This is a genomic window from Rhodococcus sp. 5G237, from assembly GCF_053764735.1.
The window spans coordinates 495,551-521,470 of sequence record NZ_JBSNCD010000006.1 but is presented as its reverse complement, the minus strand read 5'-3'; the positions used below and the strand labels follow the sequence as shown (position 1 = coordinate 521,470).

At 69.6% G+C, this 25,920-nt stretch carries 23 protein-coding genes, 2 tRNA genes, 1 other RNA gene and 1 pseudogene; 18 read left to right on the top strand and 9 right to left on the bottom strand.

Annotated elements, in window-relative coordinates:
- The first annotated feature begins 64 nt into the window (after positions 1-64).
- The 10 genes and pseudogenes from smpB to ACWPOC_RS17305 all read left to right on the top strand — a co-directional run bounded on the left by smpB (position 65) and on the right by ACWPOC_RS17305 (position 7,439).
- Positions 65-541 carry an SsrA-binding protein SmpB gene (gene smpB, locus ACWPOC_RS17350; RefSeq protein WP_024101458.1) on the top strand — a complete coding sequence of 159 codons (477 nt, stop codon included), beginning with the start codon at positions 65-67 and terminating at the stop codon, positions 539-541.
- Complete coding sequence (locus tag ACWPOC_RS17345) at positions 538-1,395, top strand: EamA family transporter (protein WP_455409036.1); 858 nt, start codon at positions 538-540, stop codon at positions 1,393-1,395. Before smpB ends, ACWPOC_RS17345 begins: the two co-directional genes overlap by 4 nt.
- A 128-nt stretch (positions 1,396-1,523) precedes the next feature.
- Positions 1,524-1,946: a TIGR03667 family PPOX class F420-dependent oxidoreductase gene (locus ACWPOC_RS17340; RefSeq protein WP_120279811.1), complete on the top strand. Its 423-nt coding sequence runs from the start codon at positions 1,524-1,526 to the stop codon at positions 1,944-1,946.
- A 114-nt stretch (positions 1,947-2,060) separates the two neighbouring features.
- Positions 2,061-2,429: a transfer-messenger RNA gene (ssrA, locus tag ACWPOC_RS17335) on the top strand.
- A gap of 430 nt (positions 2,430-2,859) precedes the next feature.
- Entirely contained in the window at positions 2,860-4,488 is a 1,629-nt protein-coding gene (gene pgm, locus ACWPOC_RS17330) for a phosphoglucomutase (alpha-D-glucose-1,6-bisphosphate-dependent) (RefSeq protein WP_455409018.1), read from the top strand.
- Positions 4,489-4,548: 60 nt separating this feature from the next.
- Complete coding sequence (locus ACWPOC_RS17325; protein WP_174247012.1) at positions 4,549-5,766, top strand: MFS transporter; 1,218 nt, start codon at positions 4,549-4,551, stop codon at positions 5,764-5,766.
- Positions 5,767-5,792: 26 nt separating this feature from the next.
- Positions 5,793-6,284: a MauE/DoxX family redox-associated membrane protein gene (locus ACWPOC_RS17320; RefSeq protein ID WP_120279808.1), complete on the top strand. Its 492-nt coding sequence runs from the start codon at positions 5,793-5,795 to the stop codon at positions 6,282-6,284.
- A 41-nt stretch (positions 6,285-6,325) separates the two neighbouring features.
- A pseudogene (locus tag ACWPOC_RS17315) lies at positions 6,326-7,054 on the top strand (DsbA family protein); the annotation flags it as partial.
- A gap of 166 nt (positions 7,055-7,220) precedes the next feature.
- Positions 7,221-7,293, top strand: a tRNA-Ala gene (locus tag ACWPOC_RS17310).
- 73 nt (positions 7,294-7,366) lie between these two features.
- Positions 7,367-7,439: transfer RNA gene (locus ACWPOC_RS17305), tRNA-Ala, on the top strand.
- Between the two features lie 100 nt (positions 7,440-7,539).
- Here the strand turns inward: ACWPOC_RS17305 and ACWPOC_RS17300 are convergent.
- Both ACWPOC_RS17300 and ACWPOC_RS17295 read right to left on the bottom strand, forming a co-directional pair.
- Entirely contained in the window at positions 7,540-9,384 is a 1,845-nt protein-coding gene (locus tag ACWPOC_RS17300) for an SIP domain-containing protein (RefSeq protein WP_455409017.1), read from the bottom strand.
- 89 nt (positions 9,385-9,473) lie between these two features.
- Positions 9,474-11,051, bottom strand: coding sequence for an AMP-binding protein (locus tag ACWPOC_RS17295; RefSeq protein WP_120279805.1), 1,578 nt, complete (start codon positions 11,049-11,051; stop codon positions 9,474-9,476).
- A gap of 167 nt (positions 11,052-11,218) precedes the next feature.
- On the opposite strand from ACWPOC_RS17295, the gene ACWPOC_RS17290 reads away from it, so the two are divergent.
- On the top strand, positions 11,219-12,496 hold the full coding sequence (locus ACWPOC_RS17290; protein ID WP_120279804.1) for a LuxR C-terminal-related transcriptional regulator: 1,278 nt from the start codon (positions 11,219-11,221) through the stop codon (positions 12,494-12,496).
- 39 nt (positions 12,497-12,535) lie between these two features.
- On the opposite strand, the gene ACWPOC_RS17285 is transcribed toward ACWPOC_RS17290, so the two are convergent.
- Entirely contained in the window at positions 12,536-14,320 is a 1,785-nt protein-coding gene (locus tag ACWPOC_RS17285; protein WP_455409016.1) for a cutinase family protein, read from the bottom strand.
- Between the two features lie 332 nt (positions 14,321-14,652).
- Here ACWPOC_RS17285 and ACWPOC_RS17280 point away from each other — a divergent pair, with 332 nt between their 5' ends.
- The 3 genes from ACWPOC_RS17280 to ACWPOC_RS17270 all read left to right on the top strand — a co-directional run bounded on the left by ACWPOC_RS17280 (position 14,653) and on the right by ACWPOC_RS17270 (position 17,465).
- Positions 14,653-15,738, top strand: coding sequence for an S-(hydroxymethyl)mycothiol dehydrogenase (locus tag ACWPOC_RS17280; RefSeq protein WP_455409015.1), 1,086 nt, complete (start codon positions 14,653-14,655; stop codon positions 15,736-15,738).
- Complete coding sequence (locus ACWPOC_RS17275) at positions 15,735-16,370, top strand: MBL fold metallo-hydrolase (RefSeq protein WP_120279802.1); 636 nt, start codon at positions 15,735-15,737, stop codon at positions 16,368-16,370. Before ACWPOC_RS17280 ends, ACWPOC_RS17275 begins: the two co-directional genes overlap by 4 nt.
- Before the next feature lie 72 nt (positions 16,371-16,442).
- Positions 16,443-17,465: a CobW family GTP-binding protein gene (locus tag ACWPOC_RS17270; RefSeq protein ID WP_145693129.1), complete on the top strand. Its 1,023-nt coding sequence runs from the start codon at positions 16,443-16,445 to the stop codon at positions 17,463-17,465.
- 48 nt (positions 17,466-17,513) lie between these two features.
- Here the strand turns inward: ACWPOC_RS17270 and ACWPOC_RS17265 are convergent, their stop codons facing one another.
- From ACWPOC_RS17265 to ACWPOC_RS17250, 4 genes are all read right to left on the bottom strand, one after another.
- Complete coding sequence (locus ACWPOC_RS17265) at positions 17,514-18,935, bottom strand: DEAD/DEAH box helicase (protein ID WP_159417925.1); 1,422 nt, start codon at positions 18,933-18,935, stop codon at positions 17,514-17,516.
- 224 nt (positions 18,936-19,159) lie between these two features.
- Positions 19,160-19,573: a molybdenum cofactor biosynthesis protein MoaE gene (locus ACWPOC_RS17260; RefSeq protein WP_120279800.1), complete on the bottom strand. Its 414-nt coding sequence runs from the start codon at positions 19,571-19,573 to the stop codon at positions 19,160-19,162.
- Complete coding sequence (moaCB, locus tag ACWPOC_RS17255) at positions 19,566-20,564, bottom strand: bifunctional molybdenum cofactor biosynthesis protein MoaC/MoaB (protein ID WP_159417926.1); 999 nt, start codon at positions 20,562-20,564, stop codon at positions 19,566-19,568. Before moaCB ends, ACWPOC_RS17260 begins: the two co-directional genes overlap by 8 nt.
- Complete coding sequence (locus tag ACWPOC_RS17250; RefSeq protein WP_159417927.1) at positions 20,561-21,766, bottom strand: molybdopterin molybdotransferase MoeA; 1,206 nt, start codon at positions 21,764-21,766, stop codon at positions 20,561-20,563. The genes moaCB and ACWPOC_RS17250 overlap by 4 nt, the downstream gene beginning before the upstream one ends.
- Before the next feature lie 129 nt (positions 21,767-21,895).
- Between ACWPOC_RS17250 and moaA the strand changes: the two genes are divergently transcribed.
- Both moaA and ACWPOC_RS17240 read left to right on the top strand, forming a co-directional pair.
- Complete coding sequence (gene moaA, locus ACWPOC_RS17245) at positions 21,896-22,954, top strand: GTP 3',8-cyclase MoaA (protein ID WP_455409014.1); 1,059 nt, start codon at positions 21,896-21,898, stop codon at positions 22,952-22,954.
- Positions 22,947-23,225: a MoaD/ThiS family protein gene (locus ACWPOC_RS17240; protein ID WP_397518282.1), complete on the top strand. Its 279-nt coding sequence runs from the start codon at positions 22,947-22,949 to the stop codon at positions 23,223-23,225. Before moaA ends, ACWPOC_RS17240 begins: the two co-directional genes overlap by 8 nt.
- On the opposite strand, the gene nadE is transcribed toward ACWPOC_RS17240, so the two are convergent.
- Positions 23,222-24,058 carry an ammonia-dependent NAD(+) synthetase gene (nadE, locus tag ACWPOC_RS17235; protein ID WP_455409013.1) on the bottom strand — a complete coding sequence of 279 codons (837 nt, stop codon included), beginning with the start codon at positions 24,056-24,058 and terminating at the stop codon, positions 23,222-23,224. The two genes, ACWPOC_RS17240 and nadE, sit on opposite strands and share 4 nt — an antisense overlap.
- 64 nt (positions 24,059-24,122) lie before the next feature.
- Here nadE and ACWPOC_RS17230 point away from each other — a divergent pair, with 64 nt between their 5' ends.
- Both ACWPOC_RS17230 and ACWPOC_RS17225 read left to right on the top strand, forming a co-directional pair.
- Positions 24,123-24,923: a fructosamine kinase family protein gene (locus tag ACWPOC_RS17230; protein WP_455409012.1), complete on the top strand. Its 801-nt coding sequence runs from the start codon at positions 24,123-24,125 to the stop codon at positions 24,921-24,923.
- A complete protein-coding gene (locus tag ACWPOC_RS17225; protein WP_455409011.1) occupies positions 24,920-25,468 on the top strand; it encodes a nucleosidase in 549 nt (182 codons plus the stop codon). Before ACWPOC_RS17230 ends, ACWPOC_RS17225 begins: the two co-directional genes overlap by 4 nt.
- A gap of 21 nt (positions 25,469-25,489) precedes the next feature.
- Here ACWPOC_RS17225 and ACWPOC_RS17220 read toward each other — a convergent pair whose 3' ends face one another.
- Positions 25,490-25,909: an META domain-containing protein gene (locus ACWPOC_RS17220; protein WP_455409010.1), complete on the bottom strand. Its 420-nt coding sequence runs from the start codon at positions 25,907-25,909 to the stop codon at positions 25,490-25,492.
- Positions 25,910-25,920: the final 11 nt, after the last annotated feature.

Here is a 25,920-nt window from a genome sequence, read left to right as displayed (position 1 = left end):
TGTGCGAGGTTCCTATGCTGGACGGTGTTCTGTTCGATCGATCGTGGACCGGAAAGGCCTGCACGTGAAGGAAAAGGGCCGGAAGGTCATCGCGACCAACCGGAAGGCGCGCCACAACTACACCATCCTCGACACCTACGAGGCGGGCATCGCCCTCGTCGGTACCGAGGTCAAGAGCCTGCGGGAGGGCAAGGCCTCCCTGGTCGACGCGTTCGCGACCGTCGACGACGGCGAGGTGTGGTTGCGGGGTCTGCACATTCCGGAATACGGGCACGGCACGTGGACCAACCACGCTCCGCGCCGCACCCGCAAGCTGCTGCTGCACCGCCGGGAGATCGACGCGCTCGTCGGCAAGACCCGTGAGGGCAACCAGACCCTCGTGCCACTGTCGATGTACTTCTCCGACGGCAAGGTCAAGGTCGAGCTCGCGCTCGCCAAGGGCAAGCAGGACTACGACAAGCGTCAGGATCTCGCACGCCGGACCGCCGAACGTGAGGTGACCCGCGAGCTCGGCCGGCGGGTGAAGGGCATGAGCCGCTGATCGCGGTCGCGCTCGCGCTGCTCGCGGCGGTCGGTTACGGCCTCAGCGATTTCGCCGGAGGCGCCGCTTCCCGGCGCGCGAGCGCGCTCGGCGTCGTCGCCGTCACCTACCCGGTCTCGCTCGTCGTGTCCCTGATCGCCGCGTCGATCGTCGGTGGCGACCTCACCGCAGGCTCCCTCGCGTGGGGTGCCGCGGCGGGCGTGGCCGGCGGAATCGCCGTCTGGTGGTTCTATCTCGCACTGGCGAACGGGCCGATGTCGGTCGTCTCACCGGTCACCGCCGTCGTCGTGGCCGGGATCCCCGTGCTCGTCGGCATCGCGACGGGGGACCGGCCCGGTCTGCTCGCCTATCTCGGCATCGTCGTCGCGGTGATCGCAGTGGGGCTGGTCAGCCGCGAATCCGACGAGACCGTCACCGGTGTCGGACACCCGCGCTTCACGTCGAGGATCGCGTGGTGGACGGTCGGATCGGGCATCGCCTTCGCGTTGTCGTTCATCGGCCTCGGCCAGGTCGAGACCGGCACCGGACTGTGGCCGCTCGCCGCCTCCCGCGCGACCGCCACCCTCGTGGTCTGGCTCGTGATCGCCTTCTCGTGGCGCACCGTGGTGTGGCCGATCCGGTCGCTCCTGCCGATCCTGATCGGCATCGGCGCGATCGACGTGATCGCGAACGGCGCACTGCTGTTCGCCTACCAGCACGGCCTGCTGTCGCTGGTGAGCGTGATCGCGGCGCTGTATCCGGCGGTGACGGTCCTGCTCGCCGTCATCGTGCTCGGTGAGCGGGTGAGCCGGGTGAAACTGCTCGGCCTGCTCGCAGCCGGCCTCGCCGTCGCACTCGTCAGCCTGCCCGGCTGATCCGTCCTGGATGGGGAAGAACACGAGGCACGGAGGCGTTGGATCCGGCATCGCGGAAAGCGCGCCGTCGGACGGGGCACCACGGGTCACGCCCGGCGACGCCGGACTCGGAGAAAGCCGAGGATGCCATGACCGAAACCGTTCCTTCCACCCTCTCGATTCCCGATACGGTCCTGAAGCGACTGACCGACGAATCCGTGATCTGGCTGACCACGGTCGACCGCCACGGCGGACCCGTCCCCACGCCCGTGTGGTTCCTGTGGTCCGGTGAGAGTTTCCTGCTCTTCTCGCAGCCCGGCACCGCCAAGCTCGCCAACATCACCGCCCGTCCACGGGTCGCCGTCAACCTCGAAGCCGACAGCGGCGGCGGGCACGTCGCGGTGTTCACCGGGACAGCTACGGTTGCCGAGAGCGTCGACGACGACGAATGGCGGCGGTACGTCGACAAGTACGAAGCGGGTATGCGCTCGCTCGACTACAGCCCGGGCGCCTTCCGGGGCGACTACTCCGTTCCCGTCCGGGTGACCCCGACGCGGTTCCGTGGCTGGTGAGCGGCGGTGTGAGCAGGCTCATGACCCGCCCGCGAATCGTTTCCGGAAATGGGAATGACATCGGGCCCTCGGGTCGTTACAGTAGGTAGTCCTGCGAAGGTCGCAGGTGCGTACGGGGCTGAACGGTTTCGACTGCGTACGTTGAGCAAGGGGAAGCGTGTCGGTGCAGGCAAGAGACCACCGTAAGCGTCGCTGCAACCAATTAAGCGCCGAGTCCACTCAGCGCGAGTACGCCCTCGCTGCCTAAGCGAGCGCGTCTCTGTCAGCCCGGGTTTGCTCTCGACCCGGATCCTGGCATCGACTAGAGAGCTCTACCGTCCGGCTCGGTCGCGGAGTCGTACGGGACAACAAACAGCGACTGGGATCGTCATCTCGTCTTGTTCGCGAGAACGGGAGATCCGAGTAGAGACATAGCGAACTGCACACGGAGAAGCCCTCGCGAGGCGGCGGAGGACCCGGGTTCGATTCCCGGCAGCTCCACCATCGACCCGGGTAGGAGATCGACCATCGATCACCTACCCGGGTTTCTTGTTGTCCGGGTGGGCCTGATCGGCAGCGCCCGGGAAACGGCAGTGTCCTGGAAACGGCAGTGCCCGCCGTCGAGACTCAGGGTGCGAGTGTTCTCGACGACGGGCACGGTCGCTGTCGGTCCCGGAGACGTCGGAGACGGCGCCGAAACAGCGAGAGCGAAACGAAGAAATGTCCTCCCCGGCATCGTCTTCATTTCGTTCACTGAAGTTAGCTCACCTAATTGTGAGGTACCAATACTACTTTCGGGTCAGAAACTTTGGTCCCACGACCGTGATGACCTTTTCGTCCGTTATCCGTATCGACGCGCGGATCGGGGTACTCATCCCGCGCGTGCCGCGGATCGGCGGCAAGATGAGAACACCACCATCGACGAGGAGAGCACATGGCGCACGAACGAGCGGGACAGCCGGCCACCGCGGCGGATCTCGAAGATCTCGCACACCTTGTCACCGCCTACTACACCGTGCAACCGGATCCCGAGAACGCCTCGCAGCAGGTGGCTTTCGGCACGTCCGGTCATCGCGGCTCGAGCCTCGACGGTGCGTTCAACGAAGCCCACATCCTCGCGACCACCCAGGCGATCGTCGAATATCGCGCCCGGCAGGGCACTTCGGGCCCGCTGTTCCTCGGCCGCGACACGCACGCCCTGTCCGAACCGGCCTGGGCGAGCGCGCTCGAAGTGCTCGTCGCGAACGGCGTCGAGGTGGTCGTCGACTCCCGCGACCGCTACACCCCGACCCCGGCCGTCAGTCACGCGATCCTGCAGCACAATTCCGGCTCCGGTGCCCGCGCCGACGGGATCGTCGTCACCCCCTCGCACAATCCTCCGCGCGACGGTGGCTTCAAGTACAACCCGCCGTCGGGTGGTCCGGCCGACAGCGACGCGACGTCGGTCATCGCCGCCCGCGCCAACGAACTGCTCGCCGCCGGACTCGACGGGGTGAAGCGGGTGCCGCTCTCGTCGGCCCTCGCGTCCGCCGGACGACACGACTTCCTCGCCGCCTACATCGACGATCTGCCGAACATCGTCGATCTCGACGTCGTCCGCGCTGCGGGGGTACGGATCGGTGCCGACCCGATGGGTGGTGCGAGCGTCGACTACTGGGGTGAGATCGCCGAACGGCACGCCCTCGACCTCACCGTCGTCAATCCGCTCGTCGACGCCACCTGGCGGTTCATGACGCTCGACACCGACGGGAAGATTCGCATGGACTGCTCGTCGCCGAACGCCATGGCGTCGCTGATCGGCAACCGCGAGGCCTACGATCTCGCGACCGGAAACGACGCCGACGCCGACCGGCACGGCATCGTCACCCCCGACGCCGGTCTGCTCAACCCGAACCACTATCTCGCCGTCGCGATCGACTACCTGTTCCGCAACCGCCCGGGCTGGGCGGAATCGAGCAAGGTGGGCAAGACGCTCGTGAGTTCGTCGATGATCGACCGGGTCGCCGCCGGCCTCGGCCGCGACCTGCTCGAGGTGCCGGTCGGCTTCAAATGGTTCGTCCCCGGCCTGAGCGACGGTTCGCTGGGCTTCGGCGGGGAGGAGAGCGCCGGTGCGTCCTTCCTTCGGCGCGACGGCTCGGTGTGGACCACCGACAAGGACGGCATCGTCCTCGCCCTGCTCGCGGCGGAGATCACCGCGGTGACGGAGACGAGCCCGTCCCGGTACTACGCCGAACTCGTCGACCGGTACGGCGACCCCGCCTACGCGCGCGTCGACGCGCCGGCGACGCGCGAGCAGAAGGCGGTGCTGTCGAAGCTGTCGCCCGAGCAGGTCGGCGCCACCGAACTCGCCGGCGAACCGATCACCGCGACGCTCACCGCGGCCCCCGGAAACGGTGCTGCGATCGGTGGTCTCAAGGTCACCACCGAGAACGCGTGGTTCGCCGCTCGCCCCTCCGGAACCGAGGACGTCTACAAGATCTACGCCGAATCGTTCCGCGGCCCCGACCATCTCGCCGAGGTCCAGCAGGCGGCACGCGAACTCGTCTCGTCCGTCCTGTCCTGAGCCTGCTCGTCTACCGCGCGACCGGGCGAGGTCGTGCGCCTCGCTAACATCGTGGGCATCATGCGGACACGTGACGCGGCGTTGCCGCGGGAAATCTGGGTTCTGGTCGTCGCGAGTTTCGTGATCGCGCTCGGCTTCGGTCTCGTCGCTCCCGCGCTGCCCCAATTCGCGCGCAGCTTCGACGTCGGTGTGACGGCGGCGACGGTCGTCGTGTCGTCGTTCGCTGCGATGCGACTGCTTTTCGCACCTGCGAGCGGGTCGCTGGTGCAGAAGCTGGGGGAGCGGCCCGTCTACATCACGGGCCTACTCATCGTCGCCCTGTCGACGGGCGCATGCGCATTCGCGGCGAGCTACTGGCAGCTGCTCGTCTTCCGTGCCCTCGGCGGCATCGGGTCGACGATGTTCACGGTGTCGGCGCTCGGCCTCCTCGTGCGGATCGCGCCCCCCGACGCCCGCGGGCGCGTCTCCGGTCTGTACGCGACCAGCTTCCTCATGGGCAACATCCTCGGCCCGCTCTTCGGTGGTGCCCTGATCGGACTGGGGCTGCGCGCACCCTTCCTCATCTACGCCGTGGCACTGCTCGTCGCGGCTTCGGTCGTGGGGATCAGCCTGCGTTCGTCGGAGCTCGCCCGTCCCGACAGCGGGGACGGCGTGCCCGTCATGCGCCTGCGCGACGCGCTGCGCTCGCCGGTCTACCGTGCGGCGCTGGGATCGAACTTCGCCAACGGCTGGGTGGTGTTCGGGGTCCGCGTGGCGATGGTGCCGCTGTTCGTCGTCGAGGCGCTCGACGAGGGTGAGGCGTTCGCGGGTGTCGCGCTGACCGCCTTCGCTGTGGGCAACGCTCTCGTCCTCATCAAGTCGGGCAAGCTGTCCGACCGGTTCGGGCGGCGACCCTTCGTCCTGGCCGGCCTGGTGGTGTGCGGGGTCAGCACGATCGCGATGGGATTCACCGAGAGCGTCGTCTGGTTCCTCATCACCTCGTTCGTGGCGGGTATGGGGTCCGGGCTGTCGAACCCCTCGCAGCAGGCCGCCGTCGCCGACGTCGTGGGCAGCAAGGCCCGGGGCGGGCCGGTGCTCGCGGCCTTCCAGATGGTCGCCGATGTCGGCGCGGTGATCGGCCCGGTCGCCGCCGGCTTCCTCGCGGACCGGTTGTCGTACTCGACGGCCTTCGCGGTCACGGGCGTGATCATGCTCGCGGCGACGCTGCCGTGGTTCGTCGTCGGACGGCCCCGCGTCGCGGAGCAAGCGACGCCGGTGACCGACGACACGGCGCGGTGAGGCGACCGATCGGTACTGTCGCCGGTATGTGGGTCGGTCTCGTCTCCACGCTCGCCCGATACGGTCTGGCGGCGGTGTGGCTCGTCTCCGGTTGGGTGAAGTTCTCGGATCCGACGCAGACCGTCGTGGCGGTACGGGCGTACCAGATTTTCCCTACCGACTGGGTGCGGCCGTTCGCCGCCGTCTTCCCCGTGCTCGAACTGGCCCTGGGGTCGATCCTGCTCGTGGGTCTCGCGACGCGCTCCGCAGCGCTCGTCAGCGCGCTGGGGCTGGTCGCGCTCGTCGCCGCGATCGCCTCGGCGTGGGCGCGCGGCCTGTCGATCGATTGCGGCTGTTTCGGGGGAGGAGGTGTGGTCGAGGGCGTCGACGGCCGCGACTACGCGATCGAGATCGCCCGCGACGTCGGCTTCCTGGCGATGTCGATATGGCTGGTCGTCCGGCCGCGCACCTGGTTCGCGCTCGGTCCGGGTTCACGGGCTGCCCTCTCAGCGACCCCTCAGCCGTCGATGGCAGAGTGAGATCGTCCTTCCCCATCGACGAGCAGTAGAGGGCAGCATCCGTGAGCGCGAAGAAGGTCTCATCCGGCAAGTACACACCGGAGCCGACGTCGAACAGGTTCACCTACATTCTCGGCGGCATCGCGATCCTGGTGATCGGTGCGCTCGTCGTCGGTGGTGTCCTGTGGTCGTCGGGTAGCGGCGATCCCCGCAACGACGGTTACGGCTCCGTGCAGAACGCCGCGGTGGAGGTGTCTATCGAGGACGACGGTGCGATCCTGCTGGGCCGCCCCGACGCCCCGCGGACCATCGACCTGTTCGAAGACCCGCTGTGCCCGTACTGCGCCGAACTCGAACACAAGCACTCACAGGAGCTCGCCCAGGCGATCGACGACGGGCAGCTGGCGATCCGGTACCGGATGCTCGCCTTCCTCGACCGGGCGTCGAGCAGCGGCGACTACTCGACCCGCGCGGTGGCGGCGGCACAGTGCGTCGCCGAGAGCGGGGACGCCCGCGCGTTCTCCGCATTCCACGACGCGTTGCTGTCGCCCGACAACCAGCCGGCCGAGGGTGGCGACGGTGACATCGACAACGCGGGTCTCGCGCAGATGGCGCGCGACGCGGGTGCCTCCGAGGACGTCGCGCAGTGCATCACCGACGGCGCCCGGATCGAGCAGGCCTCGGCCGACGCGGAGGCGGGACGCCGGCTGCTCGCGACGACCGGAGCGGCCGGCACTCCGGCCGTCGTGTACGAGGGAACCGTCATCGACCCCCTCGACAACGAAAACTGGGGAACCAAATTTGTTGGAGAGACGGAGCGGGGGTGGGGACCGCACATGGTATGTCCCCCCGCCACAGTCACGCCGTCTACCAGCCGATTTGTTGGCGTCGAGCGCGATGGTGTAGTTTTCTTTCAGCGCGAAGGGGTCACCGGAGCGCGACGGTACAACCGAATACGGGGCTATGGCGCAGCTGGTAGCGCACCACACTGGCAGTGTGGGGGTCAGGGGTTCGAGTCCCCTTAGCTCCACAAGATCGCTACAGGCGGGAGTTCACGCTCTCGCCTGTAGTCTTCGGTGGCGGTCCCCGTCAGGGCCGTGCAAGGGGCTATGGCGCAGCTGGTAGCGCACCACACTGGCAGTGTGGGGGTCAGGGGTTCGAGTCCCCTTAGCTCCACCCTTCGGAAGACATTCCTCGCGGGAAACTCCTCGCAGCAGCTCTTCTCGTCGTTCTGCAGCGGCCCCGTGCGTCGCGAGGCCGCTGCATTCTCACGATCTCAGCCCGCCGAGCCGGTGGACGTGTACAGCGTCATGCCCCAGCCCACCGTCGTGCGCTCGGGTTCCGCGAGGCCGGCCGCCTCGAACAGTGCCACGTGGTCCTCGTGCGTACGACCACCGCCACCGGTGAGTGCGAAGTCGATGAGATCGTCCTCGTAGTCGTGCTCACGGGCGACGTCGTCGAGCACATTGCCGAAGACGAGGATCCGGCCGCCCGGCTTCAGTCCGGCCGCCGCCTGCTGCAGCACGTGCACGGCGTCGGCCTCGGGCAGTTCGTTCAACCGCCCGCTCAGCAGCACCGCGTCGACCGGCTCGGGCCGGGCTTCGAGCATGCTGCCCGGCGTATAGCCGACGCGCTCGTGCTCGCCGTGGACGCGACGCAGGACCTCGATCTCCGACGGCGCGGCCACCACGGTCGCCCGTGCCGACTGATTCGCCGTGACGAGGGCGTGGGCATAGGAACCGGCCGCCTCACCGGAGACCACGATCGTCGAGACCTCGGAGGGCACCTTCGCCGCGAGGGCACCGGCGAAGTAGACGGCCATCTCGGCCTCCTGCTCGTACCGGTCCGTCAGCAGAGCGGTGTCGTCCGCGACGCGCTGCGCGAAGCTCTTCCCGAACCGCTGCGCGTCGTCCCCGCGACCCGTGCGGACGGCGGCGAGGAGCGCGAGCATGCCTGCCAGTTCCCGCTGCGCGTGCACACCGTCGAGTCGCAGTTCCTCGATGTGGTGGTCGTCCTCGAGTTCACGGCCGACCCCGGTGAGCCGGAACCGGCTCTCGCCGAGATCCTCGGCCACCCCCACGGCGACGAGATAACGGAGCAGTTTGCCCAGGCCGGTGCGGTCGGTCCCGGTCTTGGCCACGAGCTCGTCGAGGGTGCGCGGCGACGCGTCGAAGGCCGTCGCCAGTCCGATGGTCGCTGCGACCCGCAGCGCGAAACCCGGTGCGATCTCGGCCAGTTCGTCGAAGCGGTCGCGTTCGTCCTCGGTCGCCTCGAAATCGGGGAGGGACGCGTCGGCCTCCGACACCGCGACCTCCTGACGACGCCAGTAGCCGGTGACCTCCACCTGTTCCTTGGGCAGGCCCTTCTCGTTGCGCAGCCACCGCCGGATCGGGGTGAGCGTGAGGGCCTCACCGGCCACCCACGCGAAGACCGTGCCCTCCCACCACTCGGCGGCCCGGAGGGCATCGAACAACAGGGTCGTCGTGCCAGGCTCGGCGCCGTCGCGGCTCAGCCAGGTCAGCTCCACCCCGTCGGGAACGGGAAGATCCTGCCGATGCGAGTCGTCGGCGATCTCGACGAAGATCCGGCCGCGTGCACCCGCCGGCCAGTTCTCGAGCCAGCGCCCGATGGCGGGTAGCGCCGTCTCGTCGCCCGCCACGAGCGTCCAGTCCACGCCCTGCGGGTGTCCGGCCGATGACTTCGGTCCGGCGATCTGAATCGTCTCACCGGGCTCCGCACGGTACGACCAGCTCGACGCGGGACCCACGCCGTGGCGCACGAAGTCCACGTCGATCTCGCCGGCGACCGGATCCCAGCGCCGGACGGTGTAGGTGCGCATGAGCAGCTTCGGATCGCGCGGCCAGTTCACCACGCCGTCGGCCTGGGTGGGGCCGAGGGCCTCGTCGAGTTCGGGATGCTTGAACATCAACTTGAACTCGTCGTCCACACCGTCGGACCGGAACGCCTCCACCGGGAATCCGTTCGACGCGACGTGCGCCTGCAACTGTTCGCCTCCGAGGGTCACCCGCCGCATCCCGGGGCTCACGTCCGTCACGCGGAGCACCTTCAGGTACCGGGTGGTGATCGGGAAGACCTCGATGGGGCGAAGACTACGGGCCATGGGTGCGTTCTCCTCGGCAGGGGATCGTGGACGGCGGAACGACCGGTCTTTCCGGCCGTGCGGTGACCTGCGTTTAGGCGAACCTTACTTCAGACGGCATTCGACTGCCGCGACCCGTCCTGGCCCGCGCGACGACCGTTCGCGTACATCTCGTCGACGAGACGGGCGTACCGCGCGAGCACGCGATCCCGGATCGGACGCCCGGCCGGGTCGAGATCGTCGGCCTCCGGCGGCGCGCTCACCGTGACGAAACGACGGATGCGTTCCCACGGATCCGAGCGGGCGTCGAGCTGCTCCAGCGCGGCCGCGACGACCGACTCCGGCGCGGTGGTGAACACGAGGCCGACGCAGTACGGGCGCAGCTCCCCGGCCACGACGAGTTCGCTGCCCGGACACACCCGCCGCCAGCGGTCGGCGAGCGCGGTGGGGCCGACGTACTTTCCGGTGCTGGTCTTGAAGGTGTCCTTGCGGTGACCGGTCACGACTACGAATCCGTCGGCGTCGATCTCGGCGAGATCGCCCGTGTGGAACCAGCCGTCGGCGTCGAGCGCGGCGGCGCTTTCCGCGGAATCGTCGTGGTACCCGGTCATCACTCCGGGACTCCGGATGAGGAGTTCGCCGGTATCGGCGATCCGGACCTCCGTGCCGCGCAGCGGCCGGCCGACCGTGCCGGGGCGGTGCGCGCCGAGCAGGTTCGCGCACGACGGTCCCGACGTCTCCGTGATTCCGTAACACTCGAGCACCGGTACACCGAGTTGCTCGAACCGCCGGGCGACCGCCTCGGACAGCCGCGCCGATCCGGAGATGACGAAGCGGAGCCGACCTCCGAGCTCGTCCCGTTCCAGCCGGGCGACCTTCTCGAGCACGTGCGGGACCGATCCCAGGAAGGTCGGCCGGACCGTCCGCAGATTCGCGGTGACCCGGTCGGCGCGACCGTCGACGGCGGTGCTCACACCTGTGTGCATGGCCATGAGCAGCAACGACCGCCCGAAGACGTGCGCGAGCGGCAACCACAGCAACTGACGGTCGGACGAGGAGATCATGCCGGTCTGCGCGATGGCACGGGCACCGTAGGTCGTGCCTCGGTGGGTCAGGCACGCGCCCTTGGTGCGGCCGTCCTCGCACGCCGTGTAGATCAGCGCGGCCTCGTCGTCCGGGGACAGCGCAGCGATCCGTCGCTCGACGACGTCGGGGTCGGTGCGCAGCAGACGACGACCTTCGGCGGCGAGCTCGTCGAGTCCGTCGATGCCCAGGATGTCGGTGACGGCGACGGGCCGGTCGGCGACGGTGAGGACGGCGTGCGCACGCCGGATCTGCGACCGCACCTCGTCGTCGCGGGTCGCCGGGTAGATCGGGACGGTGGCACCGCCCGCGCACGCGATCGCGAGGTCGGCGACGACGGTCCGATAACAGGTCGTCGCGCAGATCGCGACCCGCGATCCGGCTTCCACACCCCGGCCGATCAGTCCCGCCGCGAGGTCGAAGACCTCCCGTCGTACGTCCGTCCACGTCGAAGGTCGCCACCGTTCACCGTCCGGACGCAGGTAGGCGACGGAGTCGGGGGAGCGGGACACCCGGTCGAGCAGCAGACCGGGCACGGTCGCGGGGAACCCGTCGCGACCGTCGATCGCGGTCGCGGTGCCCGTCGTCGAGCGGGGGTCCGCCACTGTTCGCAGCACCTCCCACGGACGAGGAATCGAAGTCGCCCCAGTGGTCGGAATGTTACCGCCGGTCGGGGTCCGAGGGGCCGAAGTGGCGCAGTACGCGATGCACGCGTCGGCTGGGGCCGGGGCTCCTCCGGGAGGGCGCAGGTGGACGCCGATATCGTGGGCACGTGAGTCCCGCTGCCCGTCGCCCTGAGGTCCTGATCGCCGAGCTGCGTGACGTCCTCACCGGTCCGCTCGCGGAGATCGCGCAGCGATTCTCCCCCTATGTCGACGACCTCGCTCCGCACAGCGCCCTGGTGATCTTCACGAGGGAATGCACCGGCCGGCCGCGGAAGGTGGCCGGCGACCCGTCGATCGTCGACCGGGTGACCATCGCCGAGCTGGATCGGGTGCGGAACGAACTCGCCGCGGGGGAGATCCGCCGCGGCAGCTTCCGTCTCGCCGGTCGCGATCGTGAGGTGTGCGCGATCCTCGACGGCACCGACACGCTCCTGGTGCTCGTGCCGCGCGGGGGCCGGGCCACCTCCGCGGCCCTCGATCTCGTGCGGGCGGCATTCGGCGTGGTCGCCACCGGCATCCGGTTGCAGGTGCACACCGCCAGCCCGGCCTATCTCGCGGAATCGCGGGCCGCCTCCGCGGAACGGGCCCGCACCGTCGCCGAGCTCACCGAATCCCATGCCGTGACCCTCGAGACGATCCTCGCGACCCTGCGGTCGAAGGATCTCGACGACACCCGTGCCCGGACCACGGCGCGGGAGACGGCGACCGAGGCCTTGATCGGCCTGCGATCGGCGGTGGACCTGCACCGCGAACTCGCGGAGGAGGCGCTGACCACCGCGTTCGCCCGACTCCACGGCGAGCTGCGCGATCTGGTGCGGCACCGTCCGCTCGACCTGCAGATGGTCGCTCCGCCAGTGGGTGGACGGGGACTGCCCGGCGAGGTCGCACACGCGGCCCGCGCGATCGCCCGGGGCGCGGTGCTGGCGATGTCCGGTCAGGCCGACGCGACGCGGGTGCGCGTCGCGTGGACCTGCGACGACTCGACCCTGCTGGTGGACGTGCGCGACGACGGCCACGGCGAGATCGACGTCGTCGAACTCGAACGCCAGCTCCGCGACCGCGTCGAAACCCTCGGTGGTGGAATCGAATCCGAGTCGACGCCCGGTTGGGGGACACGGATCGCGGTGAGCTTCCCGCTCGACCTGCCGATCGCCGCGACGGACGGCCCCGCGCTCGATGCGCTCGCCGCGCTCGCGCCCCGGGAGATCGAGGTCCTCGAACATCTCGTGGCCGGACGGCGCAACCGCGTCATTGCCGAACGCCTCGGTGTGAGCGAGTCGACGGTGAAGTTCCACGTGGCCGGCGTACTACGAAAACTCGGCGTCAGCACTCGCGGTGAGGCCGCGGCTCTCGGTGCAGAGGCCGGGGTCCGCGCCGCGGGCTGACGCCGAGTTCTCGGTCGTCGGGTGGCCCGTCGAGGAGGGTCAGGCGGCCGGTGCCGGCGACGTGGTCGTCGTCGGGGCGACGGTCGTCGTGGGCGTTCCGGAGGAGGTGGTCGACCCGGCGCCCGTGGTGGTCTCGCCCGTGGCCGGAGTCGTGGTCTCCGACGGGGTGGGGACCGGAGCCGTGGTGGTCACCGGGGTGGGCGTGGCTGCCACGCCCGCTTCGGGTGCCGGCGGGGCCACCGGTGCAGCGGGGTCGCCTGCGGGAGCCGGGGCGCCGTCGACGGGGGCGGGCACGCTGCTGTCGGCGACCGTCGCATCGTCGGTCACGGTCGAGGACGGCGAGGTCCCCGGCGTGGTGGACGCCTCGGCGGTCTCGGCCTTCGCCGTCTCCTCGGCGATCATGAGCACCGCGGCCTGGTCGACCTTCTTCGGATCGACCTTCTTGCCCTCCTTGGCCTCGCGGGCCAGGTGCTCGAGCCAAGCGGCGGCGTACTCGACGGTGGACGTGCCCTTGCCGTCGATGTCGTCGTCCCAGTAGTCGAAGTGGTGACCGTAGTGGTCTCGGGTCTCTTCGTTGTAGCCGAAGGTCTGGTCGTACGGGTCGGCGAGCACCACCGCGAGGGTGTTCTCGTTGCTCCGGATGAACCCGACGACCTCCTTGACGATCTTCTCCGGCAGGTACGCGAGGTTCGACAGACGCTCTGCGGGGATGGGCGCCTCGGCACCGTCCTCACCACCGGTGGCGCCGGAGTCGGCGTCGGCAGCCACAGGCGTGGTGGGGCGGGCGGCGGCGGGATCGTAGCTCGGGTCGGAGACCTTGATCAGCACCTCGAGGAAGGTCTCGTCGGACCGCATCCAGTCCGGATTCGCCGAGATGTCGGCGAGGGCGAGCAGCGCGACCCGGCCGACGACCTGGGCCAGGTCGGCGCCGGTCGCGGGGGTGAGACCCTCGCGTTCCAGGGCGTCGCCGTTGACCTGACGGCCCACGTTCGCGAGCAGTTCGATCAGCGCGATGTTCTCGGGTGCCGAGCACGTGAAGTCGCCCTCGGAGCAGAACGACGCGACCTTGCCGGCGAGATGACCGAAACCGCCGTTCGTGTCGGGGAGGACGCCGCGGCCCGGGACGGGGTCGCCGCCCGGCTGGTAGGGGCGATCGAAGCCGTCGGGGTTCGCGCCGTTCTCCGCGCCGGGGAAGAAGCCTTCTCCGGCCTCGCGGCCTGCGTCGGAGAGGATGACCACGCCGCTGACGGCACCGGGATCGATGATGTCCCAGGAACCGTCCTCGCCCTGCTCCTGCGCACCGATCTCCATCGCGGCACGGCGCGCGACGTCGGCGCCCTCGCTGAAGCCGACGATGGCGAACTGGGTGTCCGGGCAGGACCGCCGGATGGCCTTCATGACCTCGATGGTGTTCTCGGCGCCCTTGTTCACGGCGTTCTCGTAGCTGGCGAGGTCGGCCGGGTACTCGATGTAGATGGCGGCGTAGCCCTCGCCGGCCTCGTGGTTCTCGAGCGGTGCGCTGATGACCGGCTCGACCCAGTGGCTGCTGTAGGCGCCCTGCTGGGCGGCAGGAAGGCGGTTGCCGTTCTCGTCGACGAGCATCTTCGACTCGTCGCGAGGGATGTCGCCGCGACCACCGATGCCCAGGCTGACCATGTCGTGACATTCGGTGGTCTTCGCCAGGCCGGCGAGATACGGGTCGGCAACGGTGGGGGTGTCCTGTTGCGGAAGCACGATCGCGGCCGCGGCCACGACTCCGAGCGCGGTGGGGGCGAAGACGCCGGCGAGAATCCGCCGACGCGACAGCGACTTTCGAAGTGCCATGGGCCTCTACCAATCCGTTTCTGACCGAGGAATTGCCGGCCCGTCGAAGTGCGACGGGTCGTAACGGATTTCGTGAAGGTCGCTCGCGGCGTTACATCGACACGAGTTTTCCGAGGTGGCGACGGAGAAATGCCGCCCGAGCGTCGAGTCGCAAAATCCAAGGGAAATGCGTTAATCGGACAATTCGAGTTCGCCGCTCAGCGCCTGGCCGTTCGGCCGGGTCGGGCCCGCCGAACGATCAGGAGCAGAGCGCCGCGGGAGTGGCTAGGGTCGGAATCACCGGAAGTCGGAAACACCGGACACTGCCGGTCGCATCACGAAACGGAGACACCATGTCGCAAACAGTCCGCGGAGTCGTCGCTCGCTCGAAGGGAGCGCCCGTCGAGGTCGTGCCCATCGTGATCCCCGATCCCGGACCCGGTGAGGTCGTCGTCGCGATCGCCGCGTGCGGCGTGTGCCACACCGATCTGCACTACCGCGAGGGCGGCATCAACGACGAGTTCCCGTTCCTGCTCGGCCACGAGGCCGCCGGTGTCGTCGAGTCCGTCGGTGAGGGTGTCGACTCGGTCGCCGTCGGCGACTTCGTCGTCCTGAACTGGCGCGCGGTGTGCGGCCAGTGTCGCGCCTGCAAGCGCGGTCAGCCGCAGTACTGCTTCGACACCTTCAACGCCACGCAGAAGATGACGCTCGAGGACGGCACCGAGCTCTCCCCGGCGCTGGGCATCGGCGCGTTCGCCGACAAGACCCTCGTCCACGCCGGCCAGTGCACCAAGGTCGACCCGAGCGCCGATCCGGCCGTCGTCGGCCTGCTCGGCTGCGGTGTCATGGCCGGTCTCGGTGCCGCCGTGAACACCGGCGGGGTCACCCGCGGCCAGTCCGTCGCCGTCATCGGCTGCGGCGGTGTCGGCGACGCCGCGATCATGGGTGCGCGCCTGGCGGGCGCCGGCACGATCATCGCCGTCGACCGCGACGACAAGAAGCTCGAGTGGGCCACCGACCTCGGCGCCACCCACACCGTCAACTCGACCTCGACCGACGCGGTCGAGGCCATCAAGGAATTGACCAACGGTTTCGGCGCCGACGTCGTCATCGAGGCCGTGGGCCGCCCGGAGACCTACAAGCAGGCCTTCTACGCGCGCGACCTCGCCGGCACCGTCGTCCTCGTCGGCGTGCCCACCCCGGACATGACCCTCGAGATGCCGCTCATCGACTTCTTCTCGCACGGCGGCTCGCTCAAGAGCTCGTGGTACGGCGACTGCCTGCCCGAGCGCGACTTCCCGACCTACGTCGACCTGTACCAGCAGGGACGCCTGCCGCTCGAGAAGTTCGTCACCGAGCGCATCGGCATCGACGACGTCGAGAAGGCGTTCGAGACGATGCACTGCGGTGAGGTCCTCCGTTCGGTGGTGGTCTTGTGAGCACCTCGCCGATCCGCGTCGACCGGGTCGTCACGTCGGGCACCTTCGCGCTCGACGGCGGTGAATGGGAGGTCGACAACAACATCTGGCTCGTCGGCGACGACTCCGAGGTGGTCGTGATCGACGCCGCGCACACCGCGCAGCCGATCATCGACGCCGTCGGTGGGCGGAAGGTCGTGGCGATCGTGTGCACGCACGCGCACAACGACCACATCACCGTGGCACCGGAACTGTCCGAGAAGCTCGACGCGCCGATCCTGCTCAACCCGGCCGACGACGTGCTGTGGGAGATGACCCACCCGGGCGTCGCGCACGGCACGCTCGAGGACGGGGAGCGGATCAGCGTGGCCGGCACCGACATCCAGGCGATCGCCACCCCGGGTCACTCGCCGGGCTCGACCTGCCTGTACCTGCCGGAAGCGGGTGAGCTGTTCACCGGCGACACCCTGTTCTCCGGTGGACCGGGCGCGACGGGCCGCTCGTTCTCGGATTTCCCGACCATCATCGGGTCGATCCGCGAGAAACTGTTCGTCCTGCCCGCGGAGACGAAGGTGCACACCGGGCACGGTGACGGGACCACGATCGGCACCGAGTCGCCGCATCTCGAGGAGTGGATCAAGCGCGGTAGCTGACGCCGCCGGTGCGCGGTTCCGGTGGCGATCGCCGCCGGAACCGCGCACGAGCGCACGACTAGTCTCACCATCATGGCGAAGAAGCAGATCCCGGTGATCGTGGTGGCCGGATTTCTCGGCGCGGGGAAGACGACGCTGCTCAACCATCTGCTGCGCAACACCCGGGGTGCGCGGATCGGCGTGATCGTCAACGACTTCGGTTCCGTCAACATCGATTCGATGATGGTGGCGGGGCAGGTCGACTCGATGGTCTCGCTGAGCAACGGATGTCTGTGCTGCGCAGTCGATGTCAGCGACATGGATGCGATGCTCGACAAGCTCGCCCACCGCTCGTCCGATCTCGACGTGATCGTCGTCGAGGCGAGCGGACTCGCCGAGCCCCGCAACATGATCCGGCTCGTCGCCGGCTCGGAGAACGAATACGTCTCCTACGGTGGCCTCGTCCTGGTCGTCGACGCGGTGGAGTTCGACGCGACCGCGGAGCAGCATCCCGAACTCGAACAGCACGTGGCGCTCGCCGATCTGGTGCTGCTCAACAAGACCGACCGGATCGACGGCGACGCCCACGACGATCTGCTGACCCGCCTGTGCCGGCTCAACTCCCGCGCCGCCGTCGTCTCGACCGATCACGGTCGCATCGACCCGGCGTTGCTGTTCGACATCCCGGAGCGGCCGGGGCCGCAGCCGGGGGAGCAGCTCACCCTCGACCAGTTGCTCTACGAGCAGGACGACCACGAGCACACCCATCTGCACGACGGCTACGACGCGATCACCTTCGAGTCCGCAGATGCACTGCACCCCCGCGTGCTGGTGGATTTTCTCGAGAACCAGCCCGCAGGGGTGTTCCGTATCAAGGGATACGTGCGAGTCGCTGCCGGATTGGACACCGGCAGCTATCTGTTGCACACCGTCGGCGACCACATCCGGTTCGAATCGGCGGGTCGCGGCGACGACGTGCCCGACGGGACGCAACTCGTCGTCATCGGTGCCGATCTGGACTCCGACGACGTACGCGAGCGCCTACGCCGCTGTGTGCCGACCGAACCGGTGTCCGCGGACGCGATGTACGCGATACACCGATTCACGCCCCGCTGAGGCGGAAGGCCGATTCACCCGGCTGACGCGGGAGGCCGGCCCTTCGGCTCAGCGAGCGGCGGAGGTACGGCGCTGGGGGCGACGACGGCCACCGGTGGCAGCTGCAGCGCCCTGACCGGCCGAACGCTGGCCGCCTGCCGCGCGCTGCCCACCGGAGGATCGCTGACCACCGGCGGAACGCTGTCCGCTCGACGAGGAACGCTGACCCGAACCGGAGCCCTGGCGGGGAGCCGACGAACGGCGGCTACCACCGTTGCGCTGCGGACGCGACGGCGCGGCAGCCTGCTTCGGGGCCGGCGCGACGTACGGCGCGATCTCGCCGACGAGCTTCAGCACGTGCTCGGAATCCGCCGTCACCTTGACGGGGGTGACGTCGATGGCGGCCTTGCGCATGATGGCCGCGAGATCCCGGCGCTGGTCGGGCAGGACGACGGTGACGACGTCGCCGGTGCTGCCGGCACGGGCCGTGCGACCGGAGCGGTGCAGGTACGCCTTGTGCTCGGCCGGGGGATCGACGTGCACGACGAGTTCGACGTCGTCGACGTGGACACCGCGTGCGGCGACGTCCGTCGCCACGAGCACCCGGGCCTCACCCGACGAGAACGCGGCGAGATTGCGGTCGCGGGCGTTCTGGGAGAGATTGCCGTGCAGGTCCACCGCCGGGATGCCGGAGTCGGTGAGCTGCTTGGCGAGCTTGCGGGCCTGATGCTTGGTGCGCATGAACAGGATTCGGCGACCGGTTCCCGAGGCGAGGGCGCGGACGAGGTCCTTCTTCGCATCCATGCCCGCGACGTCGAAGACGTGGTGGGTCATCGCGGCGACGGGGGAGGTGGCCTCGTCGACCGAGTGCATGACCGGGTTCTTCAGGAACCGCTTGACGAGCTTGTCGACGCCGTTGTCCAGGGTGGCCGAGAACAGCAGGCGCTGGCCGTCTTTCGGCGTCGCCGTGAGGATGCGGGTGACGCCGGGCAGGAAGCCGAGGTCGGCCATGTGATCGGCCTCGTCGAGCACGGTGACCTCGATGTCGTCGAGCACGACGAACTTCTGGCGCATGAGGTCCTCGAGGCGGCCCGGGCAGGCGATGACGATGTCGACGCCGCGACGGAGGGCCTCGACCTGGCGCTTCTGCGACACGCCACCGAAGATCGTGGTGACCTTCAGGCCGGACGAATGCGCGAGCGGTTCGATGGCCGCGGCGATCTGGGTCGCCAACTCGCGGGTGGGAGCCAGGATCAGGCCGCGCGGACGGCCGGCCGCCCGGGTGCTCCGGCCGGCGAGGCGAGCGGCGAGCGGGATCGAGAAGGCCAGGGTCTTACCGCTACCCGTACGTCCGCGTCCGAGCACGTCGCGACCGGCGAGGGTGTCGGGGAGGGTGTCCACCTGGATGGGGAAGGGGCTGGTGATCCCGGCGTCGTTCAGCGTGGCGACGAGCGGGCGGGGCACCCCGAGATCGGAGAATGATGTGGTCATGGAACAGCGCTGCCTTTCGATGCGGCGTGTGTGCACTCGACGGGCCGTGTGCCCGTGGTGCTGTGCGATCGCCGCAAGGAAGGCCGGTGCATCTGTGCGTACTGCATCTGTGCGTGCGGGCCGGGCACGATCCCGGGCCGCCGGTATCCCACGACGGTGGGCGTCGTCGTGACGCCCGAACCATGTCACCCTACCGCACGGGGTGCGTCGGTCCCCTGATGTGACTACAGACCTACCCATTCCGAGGCGCCCTCGGTGAAGTGCTGACGCTTCCAGATCGGCACCTCGGCCTTGATACGTTCCACCAGTTCGGCGCAGGTGGCGAAGGCTTCGGCGCGGTGCGGGGCGGCGACCGCCGCGACCAGCGCGAGATCGCCGATGGTGAGATCGCCCACTCGGTGCACCGCCGCGACCGGGAGCCCGGACTTCATCGCGACGTCCTCGCAGCACCGCCGCAGGAACGCTTCGGCATCCGGGTGGGCCTGGTACTGTAGCGCGGTCACCGACTGTCCACCGTCGTGATTGCGGACGACACCGGTGAAGAGCACCACCGCACCGTGTTCGGCGCCTGCCACCGCGGCGTCCACCGCTGCGGGATCGAGCGGCTCCGAGGAGATCCGGGCCAGTAGTTCACTCATGAGCGCCGCCTCCTGCGACTTGTGCCAACAGATGGTCGAGGATCGGGTCGAGGGCGGCGAGACCGTCCTTCACCCCGCCGGGCGAGCCGGGCAGGTTCACGACGACCGTGTGGCCGACGAGACCGGCGACGCCGCGCGAGAGCACGGCGTGCGGGGTGACCTCGAGTCCGCGCTGCCGGATCGACTCCGCGATGCCGGGCAGTTCACGATCGAGCAGGGCGAGAGTCGCTTCGGGGGTCGCGTCGGTCGGCGACGCCCCGGTTCCGCCGGTCGTGACGACCAGGGCAGGGCCGGGACGGACCGCGTCGGCGAGACCTGCCGCGATGTCGGCGTCCGCGTGGACGAGGGGGCCGCGGACCGTGAATCCCTTGTCCTCGAGCCACGACCGGATGAGCGGTCCGGTGCGGTCCTCGCGGGTGCCCGCGGCGACACCGGTCGACGCGACGACCACCGCGGCGGAGCGTCCGGTCTCCTCCACGGGCTGTTCGTCGGTGCCGGTGGTCTCGTCCCGGCCGGGTGCGTCGTCGCGGGTCCAGTGGCCGCGCTTGCCGCCCTCCTTCGAGATCAACCGCACACCGTCGAGAACGGCGGCCGGATCCACAGCCTTGACCATGTCGTGCAGGGTCAGGCCGGCGACGGCGACCGCGGTGAGCGCCTCCATCTCGACTCCGGTCGGGCCCTTGGTCTTCGCGGTGGCCTCGATCGTGATCGAGGTGTCGGTGAAGTCGAACATCACCTTCACCGACGACAGCGCCAGCTGGTGGCACAGGGGGATGAGCTCCCAGGTGCGTTTCGCCGCCGCGATGCCGGCGATGCGGGCCGTGGCCAGGACGTCGGCCTTGGGCATGTCGTCGGCGCGGACGAGCGCGACCACCTCGGGAGTGGTGACGAGTTCGCCTGCCGCCACGGCGATCCGTGTGGTGTCGGTCTTCGAGGAGACGTCCACCATGCGGGCGCGTCCCTGGTCGTCCAGGTGGCTGAGGTCGGTCACAGGATCCGTACTTTCACGAGGTCTCCGGCTTCGAGGGAGGTGGTGTCGGCGGGGATGTCGAGGAGCACGTCGGCGGCGGCGAGTCCGGCGACGAGATGCGACCCGTGCCCGCGGAAGGGGGTCACCCCGTTCTCGTCGAGTCGCCCGCGCAGGAACTGCCGGCGTCCCGGGATCGACGTGAGATCCTCGGTGAGCGGCAGGCTCTCGCACACGACGGGCGGATAGCCGGCGGCGGCCCGCAGTGCAGGTCGCGCGAACACCTCGAACGAGACGAGCGCGCTGACGGGATTGCCGGGGAAGGTCAGGATCGGCACGCCGTCGACCACGGCGGTGCCCTGAGGGCCGCCCGGCTGCATCGCCACCGAGACGAACTGCCCGCCCCGCGGCGCGAGCGTGTCCTTCACGACCTCGAAGTCGCCTTTCGACACTCCGCCCGAGGTGAACACGACGTCGGCGACGCCCACGGCGTGTTCGAGCATCGTCACGAACTCCTCCGGATCGTCGTGGCAGTGGTCGATGGTCACGACGTCGGCACCGTTGGCCGACGCGCTCGCGGCCAGCGCCGGTCCGTTCGAGTTGAAGATCTGGCCCGGCCCGAGTTCGCTCCCTGCGGTGACGAGTTCGCTGCCGGTCGAGATGATCGCGACCCGCGGTCGTGCGCGGACGGGGATCGAGGTCAGGCCGACGGCGGCGAGCGCGGCGATGTGACGGGCAGCGAGGACCGTGCCCGCGGGAAGCAGCAGATCGCCCTTGCGGACATCGGTTCCCGCCTCACGCACATAGGTGCCGGGCGTGACGCTGCGCTCCACGGTCACCGTGCCGACGCCGTCCGAGTCGGGAGTGGTCGCACGGGTGTCCTCGACCGGGACGACGGCGTCGGCGCCGTCCGGGACGGGCGCGCCCGTCATGATCTTCAGCGCGTGTCCCGGTTCGAGTGCCGCGACGGTGTCGCCCGCAGCCAGCACGCCCTGGACGGGCAGGTCGGTGGGGGTCGACGCGAGATCGCCGGCGCGGACCGCGTAGCCGTCCATCTGGGAGTTGCGGAAGGGCGGCAGGTCCAGCGGCGACTCGATGTCCTCCGCGAGGGTGCGGTGCAGCGCGTGCGCGAGCGGCACACGCAACGGGCTCTTCTTCCGCAACGGGTCGAGCAACGCCGCCACGTGCTGTTCGTGTTCCTCCACGGACCGCCTGCCGCTCGTCATGCCGCCATCCTAGGCACACGGGGGCCGTGTCCCGCCGCCGACGACGCGCCGCGTGTGCCCCGTCTGTCCGGATGCGATGTCACGGTCGGCGGTTGTGGGCATACTGGGCTGTATGAAAGCGATGGTCGTATGACAGCGGTGGACATGGGCATCCCGGTCGTGCGCGATCGCGCAGACGACGTGTCCGATCGGCCCGACGTGCCCGAGCTGCTCGATCGCTTCGGGCGCATCGCCCGCGACCTACGTGTGTCCCTCACCGAGAAGTGCTCGTTGCGCTGCACCTACTGCATGCCGGCCGAGGGACTTCCGGAGATTCCGCGCGACCAGCTGCTCACAAGCGCCGAGATCGTGCGTCTGGTGGGCATCGCGACCGGTCGACTCGGTGTCCACGAGGTGCGCTTCACCGGTGGGGAACCGCTCATGCGCCGCGATCTCGAGGAGATCGTCGCCGGATGTGCGCAGCAAACCCCGGGGCTGCCGATCGCGCTGACCACCAATGCGGTCGGTCTCCGGCACCGTGCGCGGGCGCTGGCGGACGCCGGACTGACCCGCGTGAACATCTCCCTCGACACCATCGACCGCGAGCACTTCGCGCGGCTCACGCGCCGCGACCGGCTCGATTCGGTGCTCGACGGCATCCGCGCCGCGGTGGCCGCCGGGCTGGGACGGGTCAAGGTCAACGCCGTCCTGATGCCGGAGACCCTCGACGGCGCGGCCGACCTGCTCGCGTGGTGCCTCGACGAGGGCGTGGAACTGCGGTTCATCGAGCAGATGCCTCTCGACGCCGATCAGAACTGGGCGCGCTCGCAGATGGTGCCGGCCCAGCAGTTGCTCGACGTGCTCGGGCAGCGGTTCACGCTCACGGAGACCGAACGCGAGGACCCGTCCGCGCCGGCCGAACGCTGGCTCGTCGACGGCGGACCGGCGACCGTCGGCATCATCGCGTCGGTGACGCGGTCGTTCTGCAGCGACTGCGACCGCACGCGGTTGACGGCCGAGGGAACGGTCCGGTCCTGCCTGTTCAGCGACCGGGAGACCGACCTGCGCGCCGCTCTGCGGGGCGGCGCCACCGACGACGAACTCGCCGCGCTGTGGCGCGGGGCGATGTGGAACAAGTGGGCCGGACACGGCATGGACGCGGCGGACTTCGCGCCGCCGCAGCGGAGCATGGGAGCTATCGGTGGCTGAGGTGACGACCGGGATCGAGGTGCGGTACTTCGCGGCCGCAGCGGATGCGGCCGGACGCGAGAAGGACACGATCGACCTGCCGGAGGGCGCCGATCTCGGCGCGCTGCGCGCGGTCCTCGTCGACCGCTACGGCGCCGATATGGAGCGGGTCCTGTCGGTGGCGGCCTTCCTGCTCGAACCCGGTGACGGCGGCACGGGCGAACTCACCCGGGACCTCGGCCGGCCGGCCGGGTCCCGAGTGGACGTCCTGCCGCCCTTCGCGGGTGGCTAACCCTCGCGCCACCAGGTGTCGAAGGGCGCCACGGGCATCACGCGCTTGTGCCGCGTGTCGAGGAACTTGGCCTCGAGGCGCTTGGCGAGGTCGTCGGTGACGTCCTTGCCCTCGAGATAGTCGTCGATCTCGCTGTAGGTCATGCCGAGCGCTTCCTCGTCGGGCAGCGCGGGACGGTCGTCCTCGAGATCGGCGGTGGGGATCTTGATCCAGGTGCTCTCGGGTGCTTCGAGTTCGCGCAGCAGCGCCGCACCCTGCCGCTTCGTGAGACCGGCCAGGGGAGTGATGTCGACGCCGCCGTCGCCGTACTTGGTGTAGAAGCCGGTCACCGCTTCGGCGGCGTGGTCGGTGCCGACCACAAGGTAGCCGAGTTCTCCGGCGATCGCGTACTGGATCATCATGCGTTCGCGGGCCTTGATGTTGCCGCGCACGAAGTCGCGCAGACGGGTCTCGGTGCCGTACAGCGCGCGAGCCGCTTCCGAGGCGGTCGCGTCGGCGCCGGGCTTCACATCCACACCGAGAGTGCGGTCGGCTCCGATGAATTCCAATGCGACGAGGGCGTCGTGCTCGTCGGCCTGCTTGCCGTAGGGCAGGCGGACCGCGACGAACTCCGCCGTGTGGCCCTCGGCGCGGAGCTTCTCCGCGGCGAGCTGGGCGAGCTTGCCGGCGAGGGTGCTGTCCTGCCCGCCGCTGATGCCGAGCACGAATCCCTTCGCGGGAGTGCTGCGCAGGTAGTCGGCGAGAAACTGCACCCGCGCGTCGATCTCGGCGCGTGGGTCGATGGAGGGTTTCACCCCGAGTTCTTCGATGATCCGATCGCGAAGGTTCGTCATCTTCACGACCCTAGCGTTCCCGTGTTACTGCTGCGATACAACGGAGAAGAGGGCGGGGCGAAGTGTGCGGTCGGGCAGACTCTTCGGGGTGAGCACCGGAGACGTCTTCCGCAAACACGACCCGCACGCGCATCCGGATTTCTTCCGGGCCGAAGCGGCCGGTCTTTCCTGGCTCGCCGAGGCCGGTATGCCGGTGGCGGCGGTGCGGTCGGTGAGCCGGCACCACATCGAACTCGAGCGCATCGTCGAGGCGTCCCCGTCCGCCGCGGCCGCGCGGGAGTTCGGTGCGGCACTCGCCCGGATGCACGACGTGGGCGCCGCCGGTTTCGGCGCGGCACCCGACGATTACGACGGACAGCTGTTCATCGGCCGCCGCCCCATGAGCCGCACCGTGCACGACACCTGGGGATCGTTCTACATCGCAGAGCGGGTGCTGCCCTTCCTGCGCATCGCGGTCGAGGCGGGCAGCGTCACCGACCGTCAGTGCCACGACATCGAGGCCGCGTGCGATCTCGTCGCCGCGGGAGCCTTCGACGACGAGGATCCGCCCTCGCGCCTGCACGGAGACCTGTGGAACGGCAACGTGCTGTGGTCGCCGCGCGGCGTCGTCCTCATCGACCCGGCCGCGCACGGCGGCCACCGCGAAACGGATCTGGCGATGCTCGCGCTCTTCGGTTGCCCGCACCTGGGCCGGGTCGTCGACGGCTACGAGTCGGCGCATCCGCTACGCGTCGGGTGGGAGCATCGGGTGCCCGTGCACCAGCTGCATCCACTGGCGGTGCACGCCGCGGGATACGGTGCCGGGTACGGGCGGGAGCTGCACCGGGCGGCACTCGCGACCCTCGAACTCGGAGGCAGTACGTGAACGGGATCCTCGTCGTATCCGCAACCCGCGCCGAGGCGGCGCACGTCCCGGAACGCTACGAGACGGTGATCACCGGGATCGGGAAGGTCGACGCAGCGGTGGCCGTCACCGCGGCGCTCGCGGCGTATCCGGCCGACACGCGGCCGCTCGTCGTGAACATCGGCACCGCCGGCGCATTGCACACCCACCACTCGGGACTGTTCCTGCCGTCCGCCGCGATCAACCACGACATCAGCAGCGAGATCCTGAAGAGCCTCGGTCACCCTGTGCAGGACGTCGTGCAGATCGACGACGGTGACGGCAGCGTGCTCGCCACCGGTGATTCGTTCGTCTCGGACGCCCAGATCCGCGACGCGCTGTCCGCGCGCGCCGATCTCGTCGACATGGAGGGCTTCGCGGTCGCCTGTGCCGCCCGCCGCATGGGCGCGCGGTGCCGGCTCGTCAAGCACGTGAGCGACCGGGCCGACGATTCGGCGCTCGACTGGCCGAAGCAGGTCGACCGCAGCGCACAGGAACTCGCCCGCTGGCTCGTCGAGCGTTACTGAACGATTCGCCCTCGAACGATCTCAGCGCCCGTCCGTACGTTCGGTGAGGGTGACGGTCACCGCGCCGGTGGTCAGGGTGAGCACCTCCCCGTCGAGAGTCCACCGGGGTGTGCCCGCGAACAGCGTCCGTACCCAGTCGTCGGCGCCGTCGCGCGGGGGAGGACACGCCATTCTCGTGGACGCGAGCGTCCCGGCGCGGATCCTGCTCCCGGACAGGTCGGCGGTGCCGGTGAACCGGTTGCATCCGGCGGACGCCGCGACCCGCTCCCGGGCGGGGAACGACAGCTGGAGCGGACCGCCGCCGGGGATCGGCCGCCCCTCGACCTGGGTCGAGACGTAACGGCGACCGATCGGGTCGGACGGCGACGACCCGAACATTCCGCACCCGGACAGCAGCGCACCGAGTGCGAGGACGACGACCACGCGGACTGCTCCCGGCATGGGTCTCACGG

Excerpts from the sequence above, each read along its gene's own strand:
- ACWPOC_RS17340 (WP_120279811.1), top strand. The coding sequence starts at position 1,524 with ATGACCGAAACCGTTCCTTCCACCCTCTCGATTCCCGATACGGTCCTG.
- pgm (WP_455409018.1), top strand. The coding sequence starts at position 2,860 with ATGGCGCACGAACGAGCGGGACAGCCGGCCACCGCGGCGGATCTCGAA.
- ACWPOC_RS17325 (WP_174247012.1), top strand. The coding sequence starts at position 4,549 with ATGCGGACACGTGACGCGGCGTTGCCGCGGGAAATCTGGGTTCTGGTC.
- ACWPOC_RS17320 (WP_120279808.1), top strand. The coding sequence starts at position 5,793 with ATGTGGGTCGGTCTCGTCTCCACGCTCGCCCGATACGGTCTGGCGGCG.
- ACWPOC_RS17300 (WP_455409017.1), bottom strand. The coding sequence starts at position 9,384 with ATGGCCCGTAGTCTTCGCCCCATCGAGGTCTTCCCGATCACCACCCGG.
- ACWPOC_RS17285 (WP_455409016.1), bottom strand. The coding sequence starts at position 14,320 with ATGGCACTTCGAAAGTCGCTGTCGCGTCGGCGGATTCTCGCCGGCGTC.
- ACWPOC_RS17280 (WP_455409015.1), top strand. The coding sequence starts at position 14,653 with ATGTCGCAAACAGTCCGCGGAGTCGTCGCTCGCTCGAAGGGAGCGCCC.
- ACWPOC_RS17270 (WP_145693129.1), top strand. The coding sequence starts at position 16,443 with ATGGCGAAGAAGCAGATCCCGGTGATCGTGGTGGCCGGATTTCTCGGC.
- ACWPOC_RS17265 (WP_159417925.1), bottom strand. The coding sequence starts at position 18,935 with ATGACCACATCATTCTCCGATCTCGGGGTGCCCCGCCCGCTCGTCGCC.
- ACWPOC_RS17260 (WP_120279800.1), bottom strand. The coding sequence starts at position 19,573 with ATGAGTGAACTACTGGCCCGGATCTCCTCGGAGCCGCTCGATCCCGCA.
- ACWPOC_RS17250 (WP_159417927.1), bottom strand. The coding sequence starts at position 21,766 with ATGACGAGCGGCAGGCGGTCCGTGGAGGAACACGAACAGCACGTGGCG.
- moaA (WP_455409014.1), top strand. The coding sequence starts at position 21,896 with ATGACAGCGGTGGACATGGGCATCCCGGTCGTGCGCGATCGCGCAGAC.
- nadE (WP_455409013.1), bottom strand. The coding sequence starts at position 24,058 with ATGACGAACCTTCGCGATCGGATCATCGAAGAACTCGGGGTGAAACCC.
- ACWPOC_RS17220 (WP_455409010.1), bottom strand. The coding sequence starts at position 25,909 with ATGCCGGGAGCAGTCCGCGTGGTCGTCGTCCTCGCACTCGGTGCGCTG.